This is a genomic window from Chloracidobacterium thermophilum B (assembly GCF_000226295.1).
Classification (GTDB): Bacteria; Acidobacteriota; Blastocatellia; order Chloracidobacteriales; family Chloracidobacteriaceae; genus Chloracidobacterium; species Chloracidobacterium thermophilum.
This window is the reverse complement of sequence record NC_016024.1, coordinates 304,837-318,809: the sequence shown is the minus strand read 5'-3', so window position 1 is coordinate 318,809 and position 13,973 is coordinate 304,837. Positions and strand designations below refer to the sequence as shown.

Annotated in this window: 10 protein-coding genes; 5 read left to right on the top strand and 5 right to left on the bottom strand. The window is 60.2% G+C overall.

Features of this window, described 5'->3' with window-relative positions; all coding sequences use genetic code 11:
* Positions 1 to 85: 85 nt before the first annotated feature.
* The 4 genes from CABTHER_RS01275 to CABTHER_RS01260 all read left to right on the top strand — a co-directional run bounded on the left by CABTHER_RS01275 (position 86) and on the right by CABTHER_RS01260 (position 4,665).
* The gene (locus tag CABTHER_RS01275) at positions 86 to 838 is read left to right on the top strand and encodes a gamma-glutamyl-gamma-aminobutyrate hydrolase family protein (protein ID WP_014098763.1); all 753 of its coding nucleotides are present in this window, start codon (positions 86 to 88) and stop codon (positions 836 to 838) included.
* A 48-nt stretch (positions 839 to 886) separates the two neighbouring features.
* Entirely contained in the window at positions 887 to 2,110 is a 1,224-nt protein-coding gene (locus CABTHER_RS01270) for a DUF1015 domain-containing protein (RefSeq protein WP_014098762.1), read from the top strand.
* Between the two features lie 225 nt (positions 2,111 to 2,335).
* Complete coding sequence (locus tag CABTHER_RS01265; protein WP_014098761.1) at positions 2,336 to 3,655, top strand: DNA methylase; 1,320 nt, start codon at positions 2,336 to 2,338, stop codon at positions 3,653 to 3,655.
* Complete coding sequence (locus tag CABTHER_RS01260) at positions 3,652 to 4,665, top strand: hypothetical protein (RefSeq protein WP_014098760.1); 1,014 nt, start codon at positions 3,652 to 3,654, stop codon at positions 4,663 to 4,665. Before CABTHER_RS01265 ends, CABTHER_RS01260 begins: the two co-directional genes overlap by 4 nt.
* 99 nt (positions 4,666 to 4,764) lie before the next feature.
* Here the strand turns inward: CABTHER_RS01260 and CABTHER_RS01255 are convergent, their stop codons facing one another.
* From CABTHER_RS01255 to CABTHER_RS01240, 4 genes are all read right to left on the bottom strand, one after another.
* Positions 4,765 to 5,499 (bottom strand): hypothetical protein, encoded by a 735-nt coding sequence (locus CABTHER_RS01255; RefSeq protein ID WP_148263883.1) that lies wholly within the window; start codon positions 5,497 to 5,499, stop codon positions 4,765 to 4,767.
* A 146-nt stretch (positions 5,500 to 5,645) separates the two neighbouring features.
* Positions 5,646 to 7,001 carry an acetyl ornithine aminotransferase family protein gene (locus tag CABTHER_RS01250; RefSeq protein ID WP_041569295.1) on the bottom strand — a complete coding sequence of 452 codons (1,356 nt, stop codon included), beginning with the start codon at positions 6,999 to 7,001 and terminating at the stop codon, positions 5,646 to 5,648.
* 422 nt (positions 7,002 to 7,423) lie between these two features.
* The gene (locus CABTHER_RS01245; RefSeq protein WP_014098757.1) at positions 7,424 to 8,596 is read right to left on the bottom strand and encodes a radical SAM protein; all 1,173 of its coding nucleotides are present in this window, start codon (positions 8,594 to 8,596) and stop codon (positions 7,424 to 7,426) included.
* 166 nt (positions 8,597 to 8,762) lie between these two features.
* The gene (locus tag CABTHER_RS01240) at positions 8,763 to 11,225 is read right to left on the bottom strand and encodes a PP2C family protein-serine/threonine phosphatase (RefSeq protein WP_014098756.1); all 2,463 of its coding nucleotides are present in this window, start codon (positions 11,223 to 11,225) and stop codon (positions 8,763 to 8,765) included.
* Between the two features lie 241 nt (positions 11,226 to 11,466).
* On the opposite strand from CABTHER_RS01240, the gene CABTHER_RS01235 reads away from it, so the two are divergent.
* Positions 11,467 to 12,324, top strand: a complete 858-nt coding sequence (locus CABTHER_RS01235; RefSeq protein WP_014098755.1) for a hypothetical protein — start codon at positions 11,467 to 11,469, stop codon at positions 12,322 to 12,324.
* Positions 12,325 to 12,361: 37 nt separating this feature from the next.
* Here CABTHER_RS01235 and CABTHER_RS01230 read toward each other — a convergent pair whose 3' ends face one another.
* Positions 12,362 to 13,939, bottom strand: coding sequence for a hypothetical protein (locus CABTHER_RS01230; RefSeq protein WP_014098754.1), 1,578 nt, complete (start codon positions 13,937 to 13,939; stop codon positions 12,362 to 12,364).
* Positions 13,940 to 13,973 lie beyond the last annotated feature (34 nt).

Sequence of the window (13,973 nt, the reverse complement as noted above, 5' to 3'; positions counted from 1 at the left end):
CGCCATTCTGAGTTTACGTGGTCTGGCGGGGCCAAGGCTGGCTTGCGCCCACGCCGGTGAACAGGTCTGACGAGAACATCCGACGATGCCCGCACCATACACGAAGCAGCCCATCATTGGTATCACCGTTCGGATTGACCCCGACAAGGACACCTATCATCTGCGCACGACCTACCCGCGCGCGGTTTTGCACGCCGGTGGGATTCCGCTGCTCATCCCGCTGCTGACGGAGCCGGGCTACCTTGACGCCGTCGCCCAGGTGCTTGACGGTATCCTTTTGTCCGGCAATCCCGGTGATATTGACCCGTTCCGCTACGGGCAGGCGCCGCATGTCGCACTCGGCCCGGTTCACCCGGAACGGGATGAAACCGACCTTCAGTTGTTGCGCATTGCCGATGCCCGACGGCTTCCCGTCCTTGCCATCTGCTACGGGATGCAACTGCTCAACGTACACCGTGGCGGGACGCTGTTTCAGGACCTGCCCTCGCAGGTCGAAAACGTCATGCAGCATCAGCAGCGTGGCAGCTTTCGCCGGGTTGCCCATGGCATCCAGATTGACCGGGACAGCCTGCTGGCCAAGCTGGCCGGGGGTGTCACAGCACGTGTCAACAGTCACCATCACCAGGCTATTGACGAACTCGGCCGAGACCTGCGCGCCATCGCCTGGGCGGCGGATGGCGTCATCGAGGCCGTCATCGGGACCCAGCCCAACCACTTTGTGCTTGGCGTCCAGTGGCACCCGGAAATCAATGCCGACCATGACCCCTTTTCACAAGCCCTGTTCAAGCACTTCGTGGCCGAGGCAGCGCTGCATCGCCAGGGCCCACCATTGGAGTAACCAGTCTTTCCCCATCCCCTGCACGTTCAAGGCGGTATCGGACACACCATGGCCATTGTTCATCCCTTTCGCGCGCTCCGTCCCCAGCCTGTCCGCGTCGCGGACGTGGCAGCAGTTCCCTACGACGTTGTCAGCCGGGACGAAGCCCGTGCGCTGGTTGCCAACAACCCCTACAGCCTGCTGCACGTCACCCGGCCGGATGCCAACCTGCCGGATGACACCCCGCCGGAAGCCGAACTCCAGTACCAGACCGCCCGGGCCAATCTGGAGCGGCTCATCCGGGAAGCGCCGTTGCTTACCGATGAGGAAGCCGGTTTCTTTGTCTATCGGCTCGTCATGGCGGGACGGGCGCAGACTGGCATCGTTGGCGTCTGTGCCGTGGACGACTACGACCGGGAGGTGATCCGCAAGCACGAAAAGACGCGCCCGGACAAGGAAGACGACCGCACCCGGCATCTGCTGGCGCTGGGCGTCCACACAGAGCCGGTCTTTCTGGTCTACCGGGACGTACCGGCGCTGGAGGCGCTCGTGGAGCAGACCTGCTCTGGTGTGCCGCTGTATGACTTCACGGCTGAGGATGGCATTCAGCACACGGTCTGGCGCATGGCGGATGCCGACCAGGTTCGTATGGCCTTTGCAGATGTCCCGACGCTCTATGTCGCCGATGGGCATCACCGTTCGGCCAGCGCCAGCCGCGCCCGCGCTGTATGGCGGGCACAGGACCCACACCCGTCAGCGGAAGCACCCTACAACTTTTTTCTGGCGGTGCTTTTCCCGGCGGGCCAACTGCGGATACTGCCCTACAACCGCGTTGTCAGTGACCTCAACGGCTATGCACCGACGGACTTCATCGCGGCTTTGCAAGCCCGATTTGAACCACGTCCGGCTACACCGACGCCGGCTGCGGAAGGTGATTTTTCGGTCTATTGCGCCGGCCGGTGGCACAGCTTCCGCTTTCGTCCGGCAGAAGACGGGGACATCCTGACGCGGCTGGATGTCAGCCGCCTGCAAACACAGGTGCTGGAACCATTGCTGGGCATTGGCGATCCCCGTACGGACAAGCGGCTGGATTTTGTCGGCGGGATTCGCGGCACGGCAGAACTGGAACGGCGGGTCAACGCCGGGCAGGCAGCGGTCGCCTTTTCCCTTTACCCGACTTCGCTGGAGGCGTTGTTGGCTGTTGCTGACCGGGGAGAGGTGATGCCCCCGAAGTCCACCTGGTTTGAACCGAAGCTCCGCTCCGGGCTGCTGATGTATGCCGTCCAAGGCTGAGAGCGATGCTGGCGGGCGGCACTTCCGGTATCAACCCGCCGGATAAGCAATGCCCCTGCCCGGAATGTGACAGCAGGGAACAAAATGTCTTCCCCCGCAGCCGCCCCAAGTCGTGCAGAACCTTGCCAGACAGCATTTATCCAAGGCACGTATTGATCTTCTGCGATGGGGCAGGCTTTATCCTGAGTTGCTCGCCTCTCTAATGCAAAGCCAGTGAAGAACGCCATGAAACGTCAGGCAACAGAACAGATGTGCTTGCCAGGGATTCCCCCCTGCACTCAATTTGCAGCAGTGGCACCTGAGCGGCTTCCTACGAATACCACCGCTAGCCGGCATGCGATCCACCGGTGGTTTAACTTCATCGCCGGCTTCGCGCCAGAGTTCGTCGCTGAGCACTGCCCCAAAAGTGCCAACGGAGTCCTTCTTGACCCCTTTGCCGGTTGTGGAACTTCCCTTGTTGTCGCACAGGCTTGTGGCAACCGAGCCATTGGCTTTGAACCCCACCCATTTTTTGTCCGTATCGCCAGAGCCAAGACGGCTGCGCCCCCGACACAGTCTCACCTTCGTCGCATCAAGGAAGTGCTCCTGAACGGTGCTATCACAGGTTGGCCGAAGAGTTCCCTTCCAGAACCCGTACGTGTCTTCCTTACGAAGTTGTTCGACGAACCTATCCTCGCCCAACTGCTGGGGGCCCGCACGGCGCTTGAGAAGTCAGGCCTGGTTAAAGATGACCTGGCTTTTCTTGTGCTCTCTCGGGTGGTGGAGATGTGCTCGAAGTCCCAGACAGACGGCATCTACAAGGCCCCGACCTCTCCAAAGAAAGCAGCGGTTCCTATCAAAGCCATCCACCAGGTGATTGATGAGATCGAATCTGACACGAAGCGGCTCGACAATGGCGTCCACTTGCCGGAAGTCTTTGTGTACCAACGCTCTTCCGAGGACATGACGGCGGTTGCGGACAGCAGTGTTGATGTCGTCGTCACATCTCCGCCCTACCTCAACAACTTCGACTACGCGGAGATGACCCGCATGCAGTTGTATTTCTGGGGCCTCTGCACATCGTGGCAAGAGATCACCCAGAAAGTACGTGCACAACTCATCGTAAATACAACAACAGCTCTCACCGGCCACAGAGACATCCAGTCGAGGTACCGGGATGAGATTTCGACACAGGTGCTATCGGATCTCGACAAAATCGTAGAGGCTTTGGCACGAGAACGTCGCAGGCGTCCCGGGAAGAAAGAGTATGACCTGCTCGTGTATCCATACTTTGCTCAGATGACACGCATCCTTCGAGAGGTGCTTCGCTGCCTGAAAATTGGGGGGCAGGCACACGTGGTTGTGGCCGATGCCGCGTTCTACGGTGTACACGTAAGCACTCCCCAGTATTTCGCTTCAATAATGACAGCACTGGGATACGACTCCGTGAACTGTACGAAGCTACGTGATAGAGGTCATCGCTGGATACTGGAAAAGAGAGATGGGTCACCATTAGGACTTGGTGAGTATCACATCTCTGCCAAACGCGGGCGCAATTCCTTATGACTACACCAAAGACCTTGTATCAGAGAGCTGATGAAGAATTCCGAAGTTTTATCAATGTTTATCTAGCCTTGGCACAGGACTCCAAGGGACTCACAGCACTTCTCCCTGAGCATTTGGCAGATGAGCGTGCAAAGATCATTGTTATGGCTGGTCTTGGCATTCCGCCCCGCAAAGCTACTCCAGAAGAAGTCCATGCGGAGTGGCAGCGCCGCCAGGCCCTGACATTCGATCTTGAGGCGGCGATTACCACCGGCGTTTACACCAACCTCCGAACCGTAGTGGAAGCACTGTACGAGGAAGTGAGAGTTCAGACAAATAACTTCACGTGCTTTGATCAAGCCTATCTTGTCGCCAATCCCCACGTCTTGCCTCTGATGCAGCATCTTAGCGGTGTTTTCAGTAAAGCAAAGCTCAAAGAGCGCATCGGGTCAGTCTCTGACAAGAACATTTCGCGCCCGGCTGCGGAACGCCTATGCAAACTCCTAGCTGAGCGGGTGGATCCAAACAAAGTGGTCAAGGAGGAGATTCTCATACGGCTGGGTTCTACGCTGGAAGGCATTGTACGCGATCTTGTAGGGCGTGTACTTCTGGAATCTATTGTCAACGCCGCGCTTAGGCGGCGGGGCCTGAGTTTTCTGAGGGAGGGTGAGTACGTGACGTTGCAGGGTGTGGTGTATGACTTCCGTGCAGATTTTATCCTGCCAGATGCAACTGCGCCAAAAGCGTTTATTGAGGTAAGGAAATCTTCATCAAGGCACGCCTCTCTTTATGCCAAAGACAAGATGTTCTCCGCGATCAATTGGAAAGGTAAGAAGCCTGACCTGTTGGGGGCCCTTGTGGTTGATGGGGAGTGGACGCGCGAGACATTGAGAGTGATGTCCAACATCTTTGATTATGTTGTCCCGATCGGGCGGATTGATGAGCTTATACAAAACATCGAAGCGTACCTTGCGGGAGATCGCAAGAAGTTAAAATGGCTTATTGAGTTCCGAATAACGCCAGTCCTCTGAGGAGATTCGATCTCAGCACATGAACCGCCCAACAACATCAGGAGAGATGGCCTGTATTGCTGATGCCGAATGTTACCCCCAGCAGCGTCCGGGTAAGCACTACTCCGACTTGTAGGTGATCACAATACTCGTGTAGTCGTCATCGTCTTCCGTGCGGTCATCCTCCCGGCGGTCATCGGATTCAACCTTCATCACCATGACGGTCAAGTTCTCACCTGAAGGACGCTTGGCGTTGATCGTCCGGTAGCCGCCGGCTGTTACGCGCGTCATGGAAAAACCGAGGCTGCCCAGCTTGGTTTCATAGAAGCTGAACACCGCTTCGGGCCTGTCTCTTGTCATCAACGTCAGCGAACCGGACACCTTATTGCCGCTGCCCGATGTCACCTTGGCCGTGACCTTGGCCCCCGGATACACCAGCACCCAGTTGGGGAGGTTATCCTTGTCACCAATACCGACTTCCGGCGGCGAGGACGGCGGTTGGCTACCGGCGGATGGCTCTGGACTACCTGTTCCATCGCCGGACTTTGCCTTCTTTTCAAGCTCCTTGAGCGAAACCGTCGTCGTGGTGCCGGTCTTCTTGTCGCGGAAGGTCACCAGTTCCTTTTCCTCATCCACTGCCACCACTTCAATGTCGGGATTGGCCAACTCGACGACCTTGGCTGCCGTGCGGACAGGGTTCTTGGAGGCTTCGTCCACGAAGCGGTAGCCAAAGTAGAGAACCACGCCGACGGCCACGATACCGAGCAGCGTGAGGACTCCGCAGCCCCCCAGAACCCACCACCAGACATTGCGTTTTTTGGCCGGTGGCGGCGGGGCATAACCAACAGGTTGCATGGTAACGACATCCTTTTGAAGCTCAGGATTGGCAACCTGCATGGAAACTGGTGTTGCCCGGTGCAACCTATCCCAGAGCCAACCCAAAAAGCGAGGGTGGGCCGCTCCCCAAGGGACGCCCACCAGATATGGCTGTGGCTGGATACTCAGGCATTGAGTGCCGCGCCGATAGCCTCTGAAAAAATTTCCACGGCGCAGTCCACCTGCTCGGCATCAATGACGAGCGGTGGTGAGAACCGGATTGTGGACTCCCCGGCCCCCAGCACGATGAGGCCGCGGCGGAAACACTCCTGCTCGATGCGGTTGCGGAGTTCAGGATCAGGCGTCAGGCTGCGCCGGTCGGTGACAAACTCGACGCCAATCATCAGGCCCAATCCGCGCACGTCAGCAATCCGGTCGGCATACTTCGCCTGCACCAGGCGCAGTCCGCCCAGCATGCGTTCGCCCATTTCGGCCGCGTTCCTGAGCAGGCCGTTGTGAAGCAGTTCAAAGGTCTTGAGCGAGGCGGCAATGGCAACGGGATTGCCGCCAAAGGTCGAAGCATGCGCGCCGACGTGCCAGTTCATCAGGTCAGCCCGCGCCACGGTCGCGCTTAGCGGCAGCCCCGACGCAATCCCCTTGGCCGCGCACAGCACGTCCGGGACGACCCCGAAGTGCTCAATGGCAAACATTTTCCCGGTACGCCCCATACCGGACTGGACTTCATCCACGATGAGGACGATGTCGTGCTCATCACACAACCGGCGCAGCTCGTGGTGGAACTTGGCCGGGGGAACGACATAGCCGCCTTCGCCCTGCACCGCCTCGACCACGACGGCCGCAACTTCTTCCTTCGGGCAGGTGGTTTTGAACAGCCGCTCCTCGATGACCTTCACACATTCCACCTGGCAGGTGTCAGGCGTTTTGCCGTAGGCGCAGCGCAGACAGTTGGCATAAGGGATATGGGTGACATCAAGCGCTGCGCGGCCGAAGCCCAACCGCTGAGCCGCCCGCGAAGAAGTAAGTGACAGCGCACCCATCGTCCGCCCGTGAAAGCTGTTGAAAAAGGCGATGAACTTCGGACGCCGGGTGGCATACATCGCCACCTTGAGGGCGCATTCGACGGCCTCTGCGCCGGAGTTACCAAAGTGAACCCGCTTGGGGAAATCCCCCGGCGTTTCCGTCTGGAGCCGCTCGGCCATAGCCGCAAGTTGTGGGTAGTAGTAATCCGCCCCGGCAATGTGGACAAACTCCGCCGCCTGTTTGGCAATCGCGGCTACAATCTCCGGGTGGGCATGGCCCGTCGCCAGCACAGCCACTCCGGCATTGAAGTCCAAAAACACGTTGCCGTCCACATCCTGAATCATCGCGCCCCAGCCGCGCTCGATGACCAGCGGGTAAGGGCGTGTATAACTCGGCGAAACGTAGCGATGGTCCTGTTCAACGATGGCCCGGGCCTTCGGGCCGGGCAGTTCCGTGATGAGCTGCGGGAATTTGGTAAGCGTTGGAATCGCGGCTGACATGATGACCTCCTTGAAAAAACACATCGGCAACCGGCAGGCCTGGTGCGGCCGGCGTGTGACAGACAGAGCAACCGATTTCCAAGGAAGGCTAGTCAGCAAAAAGATCGGCCCGCCGCCGCAACGGGAGGCAGGTCAGAGCGACCCGCAAACGAAGGGATGGGGCATAGCGGCGAAAGGTACGCATCGGACAAACCCCAAAATTCCAACCTGGAGTGACTTCGGAAGAGGTGGCGGAACAGCCACCAGCCGCAGCCGATTATGACGAACCCGACGGCAGGTGTGCAACCCGGCCGTCAAACCGGTCAGGCACAGGCCCCCGGCAAAAACGAATCACCGGAAGCACACACAACAGAGCAACGGCGGCCGGAAGACGCTTCCTGCCGCCGCTGTGCCTTTCAGCCAGGCTGAATATGCCGCGCGGTTCAGGATGAAGCCGTGGCGACGGTTGCCTGCTGTTCAACGGCTTCGACCCGCTTGCGGGCGGCAATGATGTCGCGTTCGAGACGTTTGATCTTGACCAGGTGCTTCGGATTGAACGCCAGCGATGGGTAGTAGCAGTTGCTTTCGTGCGTACAGAAGCAGCCGTCCTTGACCCGCGCGCGCCGCATCTGCATGGCTTCGGAGTACCACAGGGCCGAAAAGTTCCAGTCGTAATCCCGCAGGTTGCCGATGGGCGGCAGGTTTTCGCAGCTCGACACCGTGCCTTCGTCGTAGATGACACCGCCGGCCGTGCCGGCAAAACACCGGAGTTGGGCTTTTTGCTCTTCCTGGGTTTTGGCGATGAGTTCGTGCATGTAAATGTCCACGGCGGCTTTGAAAGCGCCATTCGGCCCGCCGTACACATTCTTGGCCTGTCCGCTGCGCGAATCTTCAAGGATCATCTGGGACAACCGCCGGTAACGCTCAAGGTCAATGTTGAGTTCTTCGGGGCGGGCCGCCGGCGGACGGATGTAGTTGACGTTGATTTTGTCCGGCCGGAGGTCGTGCTTGAGAAAGTCATACCACTCGAACAGCCGGTCCTGGTTTGAGTTCATCACACAGGTGCAGGTTTGCACGTCGAGCCGTGCAAACCTTTTCTTCAGCTTTTGGAGCTGCCGTGCCGTGTCAATGGCCCGCGCCCAACTGCCCGGTTTCTGCCGAATCCGGTCGTGGTCGGCTTCGAGTCCGTCAAGGCCCAGCGCCACAGTGACGTGAAGTTTCGGGCACTCGGTCAGGATGCGTTCGACATCGGGTAGAATCCGCTTCTGGATTTGCCCGTTGGACATCAGATAGATGGATTCAAGCCGGTTGTTTTCGTAAAACGCGCGGGCAATGTCCGGCAGATCAACGCGGGTAAACGGTTCACCCCCGGCAATGACGAGCACCGAGAGGTTGCCCCCCAGGGTTTCGCTGACCCGGACGATGTTTTCCGTCTTCATCTGGTTCTTTTTGCGCTCTTTATCATCCAACTCTTCGGTGAAAAAGCAGTGGATACAGCGCATGTCGCAAACGGACGTCACCAGAATGTTGAGAAAGGCCGGAGCAAACGGCTTCCCCAGGGCAAGGCGTCCGTACCGCTTGAGCAGTTCTTTGGTCATCTGATCGAGGAAAGACATTGCGGCAACATCTCCAGGAAGCAGGGTGCAATCACGGGTTACGGCCAAGCCAGACAAGCCAAATACCCGGCCACGCAAGGTACTTGTTTAGTGTACCCACAGCAAGAGCAGGCAGCGCGCCGCTGCCGAATCCCTGCTTGTGAACCGGTGACAGACTCCCCAAAGCTTAGAAGGTAAGGCAGACGACGGTGATTTCGGTCTCAGCCGGGGATTTGGCAAACGATTCACCGGGCGCTGGCTGAAGGCGCTCACGTGCATAGTCAATTACGGCGCGTGGCAGGTTGCCCTCCGGCGGTGCATCCAGAGACGCCAACAGGGTTTCGTAGCGTGAGGCAAGGTCGGGCGCATCAGGCTCCAGCCCATAAACCTCACCCAGCCAGTCGCCCATCAGCACCACCTGACTGCCCCGTACGGGACGCACCCGATCTTCCAGAAACCGCAGATCAGTGCGTCCGTCCAGCGGGCTGTTCCGCGCCCCCGTCAGGCTGGAAGGCGACGGTTTTTCCCCCGCACGCGGTCGCAGCACCACCGGCGCAATATAGCCAGCATTGCAGTAGGTAAACTCACCCGTACGAAAGTCGGCGATACCGTACAGCAGCCGGACCTGCGAACCAATCGCACGCAGGCGGGGGGATAAAAAGTCATTGAGACGCTCGATGACCCGCGCCGGACAGTCCGAATAGTGGGACGCCTTGGACCGGATGGCCGCCAGCACAATCGCCACCAGCAGGGAAGCCTGGAGTTCCTGCCCGCTCACTTCCCCAATTCCTACGCCAATCCGCTCCGGCTCCAGTGGCAGCACAATAAACCACTCCCGGCCTTGTTCAGGCAGGTGGGCATACTCGGCAATGATGCGCTGCCGCTCGTCCCGAAAGCCGGAGGGCGGCAGCAGGTTGCAGTGAACCAGCCACCGTACTTCGCGGTCTTCGCGCCAGCGTTCCAGGCGGAGGCGATCGCGGATGTACCGGGGAGCGAGATCGAAAGTCTCTTTTCGCAGGCGGCGCTCCGGCCGGCGAAACCCGATGAGCACCCCGAGCGGCAGGATGATGAGCATCCCGCCCAACAGAAACACCGGCTCGAAACCATTTGGAAAACGCAGCCCCCACAGCAGTGGAAACAGCCCGCCTACCAGAAGCTGGCCAAACACAACCGACAACCAGCCATAGTTCAGCAGCGCCCAGACCAGCCCTGCGACCAGCAGGACATACCCCACGATTGTGCTCCATGTGCTGGCAACGAAGGGCAGACCAATCAGGACCAACAACACTCCAACCGCCAGTCCCGTGGAACGATCCTGAAGGCGGTCGCGGGCAAAGGCCATCAGGGGCAGCAGCCAGATCGTCGTCAGCCACACGTCGGCCAGGCATTCGCCGATGATTCTCCAGCCCGGCCACCGCCCGACAGCCAGACTTTGCGACCAGACAGCAAACTCATGCCAAGGAAGGAGAGGCTGCCCGGTTATCCACTGGACGCCGGTTTCCAGCGCCAGAATCCACGATGCCAGCGCGACGCTCCCCACACTGAGCCGCAGTATTTGCAAGGGCGTCAGGCCGCCCCGGCGCGTCAGGCGATACACATCGCCCAGCAACTGCCGATGGCGCTTCCAGTCGTAAGACTCCGTCACGGCCAGAGAAACCAGCCCTACACCCAGCGCCCCCAGCGACACGCCCGCCGCCGCCAGCAAGGTGATGAAAAATATCACCCACCGGTAGCCGGCATCTGACAGCAGGACTGACAGCAGGACAACAAATCCCTCCTCCGAGATGAATGTAACCCCCAGAAGCGTTGCGAGCCAAAGCATCAGCAACGTCGCCAGGACCCCACTTGTGACGAGCGTGGTGAGCGATCCCATTTCGCGGCGGGCAACTCCACGCACAAACACCAGGAGCCATGGAAGCCAGCAGGCCAGCGCGAGAAACCCAATGACGAGAACACCGCCCAAAATGTCGCTCTCAGCAGGCCGTGGTGTCTCCGCCGGTGTCACCCCCAGGGATTGAAGCCCCTGCTGGTCGAAGCTGACTTCCACAAAGGCCCACTGCGCATGATCGGTTTTCCAACGCCGCAGGATGTCCCGGACCGAACCTGGAAAGGGACTTTCCCGGACGGGCGGTGGCGCTTCGGTCACAGGCACCGGGGTGATTCCGGCTTCCGCTCTGAGAAAGTCCCGCCAAACTTCAGCCTGCTGACGGACAAGGGCATCATTGAACGCGGCAATGGCTTCCGCCACGGGACGGCGCCGGTAAACAGCGAAGTACCGGAAGTCGCCGGTGGCATTCAGCGTCAGGCGGTACAGGTGGCTCCTGTCCGGCGCCAGAAAAGCAAACTCCCACTGGGCCAAATCAACCGGATGCCATTGACACTGCCCGGCTCTCTGGTACGCCGCCAGCGGCACACCGGAGAGGTCGGCTGGGCGCAGACGCTCCAGCAGACGTTCGGCGCGGGACAGTACCTCCGGTTCTGCCAGGCGTGCCACAGGAGGTGCATAAACCTGACCACTACACAGGGCGAACACCACCAGGGCCAAAATGGTTGCCCAGCTTGTCCACACCATTTCCTGGTCTTTCCCCACGGCAAGGGACGGCGTTGAAGCTGGTCTTGAGAAGGCAGAAAGCAGAGCAGCTTTGAGCATGAGCAAGCCATCGTAGTGGATGGAACCGGATACATCAGTCGTTCGGCAGAGGGAAAACAGACTCTATGCAAGCCCCGTAGGGTTTTCAAACCAGACCAGGCAGAGCGACGGCGCAGTTTCCCGACCGAACTCCGCTGTGGTTCACACGCAGAGGTGAGAACGCCTTGAAATGCCAGGACGATGGTGCGACACTTGGTTGCTCTCACCGAGCAACCACAGGCCGCATCCAGGTCAAAGTGTCATGAGTGGGTTGACCTCTGCTACCTCAAGAATCAACTACGTCAAGGAAGCCGCTGGCGAACCCTACAACATCTGGACAATGGTGCTCTTTCTGTCGGCGGCCGCCTACACCCAGGACTGGATACCGCTCGTGGCGGGTGCGGCGCTGGAAGCCACCTATCTGACGGTCGTTCCGGCAATGACTGCCTACCGGCGACTCGTCGAACGCCGGGCGGCCCGGCAGCGGCAGATGCTTCGGCGGCGGCAGCGGGAAGAACTCATCCGCACCTTCGAGCCGCGCGACCGTGAAATGGTCGAATATCTGCGCTTCCAGAAAAGCAAAATCTACGAAAACTATCTCAAGTTCACCAAACTCGAAAAACTCCCGGAATCCATCCAGTGCCTGGATACGATGTGGGAGCAGTTCGTTGACCTGCTTGATGTCTATCGGCGGCGCAAAACCCACCTGCGGTCGGTCAACCGGAATGCCATTCAAAACCAGATCATCCAGATTGAGCGCCAGATGACCACGGCCGATGCAGCCACCCGCCCCCTGCTCGAACACAACCTGGATGTTCTCCGCCGCCGCCTCAAGACCTTTGATGAAATCGAGCGCAGCGTCCGCCGGGTCGAGGCCCAACTTCAGGCGATTGAAAACCGGTTCAGCCTGATCAACGACCACATCGTGACCATGACGGCCTTGGACGGGGCGGGCGCGACGGACCTGGACTTCGACGAACTGCTCGCCAATATCGAAATCACCAAGCAAATTCTGGAGGAATCCGCGCCAGCCCTGTCGGGACTCAACCTCATCGAGAGCGCCAACTATCCCGAAAGCTTCCAGCCTTCGCCGCGTGGGCGGCAGGAACAGTACGAGTAAACAGCAACGGGCGGGTCCCCAGGTGTTTCCCGTTGTGTCATCGGGGATGCTCACTGACGATGAGCGTGTGCCGGGCGTGGGCGCCAATGCGGTACAGCCGCCAGGGAGTGTGGTCGTCGCCGGTGACGGGCTGAAGCCGGGGAAACTTCGTCTGCAAACGCTCGTGCGCCCAGCGGTCGCCCACGGCCAGCACAAAATCAAAGTAGTCCAGGTCACGCTCCGTCAGGCGTTCGGGTGACCATTCAAGGCCATCCGTCCAGCGCACCACGGCATCCGTTTCATAGCGCACAAAGCTCTGCGGAAACTTGGCAAAGGACAGGCTGTACGCGCCGCCGTGCAGCACCTGGGCATAGGCTGGCATCTGCATCAGCGGACGCCGCCGAAAGCCCGGAATTTCCTTGACGAAATCCAGCCCGACGACACGCGGTTGGGACGGAAGCGCCGCCAGCGCTTCGGGCAGACCGGGCAGGTAGTCGCGCTGAAACGCCTGCCAGACCAGCGCCGTCCAGCCGCAGAAGACCACACAGCCCGCCGTGGCGACGGCGCGCGGCCAAGCCGGAACAGAACGGGTGTCGTTGCCGGGCGGTGGTACATCCAAAGCCGGTGCACCGAGCAGCAGACAGGTTACGGCGGCTGGCATCCAGCGTTCGGCAAACTCGATGGTGTACTGATACTGGTAAGGCAGCAGCAACCCGGCGGCCAGGCACAGCCCGCCGGCCAGCAGCCAGACCGGATCGCTGGCAGACCGCCACCGGCGCCGATGCCGGACCAAACCGGCAACCAGCCACAGCCCCACCCCAGTCAGCGCCAATGGCTCCACGAAGCCGCCCAGACCACCATAGACCGATTCCGGCAACCACGGCGTGAACAGCCGCCAGACCACCGGCGTGCGCCACAGGGTTTTATGCTCCACGAGAGTTGTGGCGTAGCCAATCCGGCTGTACATCAGTGCGGCCAATGCTGCGAGCGGCAGCAGCCACAGGCCGTTGTGCAGCACCGTGCGCCAGGGGCGTCGCAATCCCCACGCCATTACCCCAAACCACAGCAGCGCCATGGCAAACCACAGCGCATGGGCGGCATAGAGTAACGCTGCCAGGCTCACCAGAAGCAGTTGCCGGCGGCGTGTCAGAGGAGCGTCCCGGGCCGTTGTGTGAACCCACAGCAGAAACAGGGGGCCACCGGTCATGAAACTGACAAACCCCCAGTACAGCGTATGGTTGAAAAACAGGGTCGTGGCCAGGGCCGCCGCAGCCGCCGAGCGTTGCCGCCGGGCCGCCAGCCAGTGCACCAGAAACACCCAGGCGAGCGCCTGCAACAGCAACATCGCCTGCCCGACGCGCACCGGCGGCAACACCTGCCATAATCCGCCCATGAGCCAGTAGGTCAGGCTGTAGGGCGTCCACCACTGAATGATGTAGCGCGCTCCGTCCGGGTGTGGCATTCCGGCCAGGGTTTCAAACCACAGCCGCACCTGGGCAACGTGCTGGGGCAGGTCGGTGACTGGTGGGAACGGTGTTGTCCACAGAGGCAGCGCAACGGCCAGCGCACAAGCCCCGGCCACAGCCCAGCGCGGCAGGGGCCACAGTGAGGGGCCACAGTGTATGAAAGCAGGCATGGGCAAACCTCATGGGCGTGCATATACTTGCGCC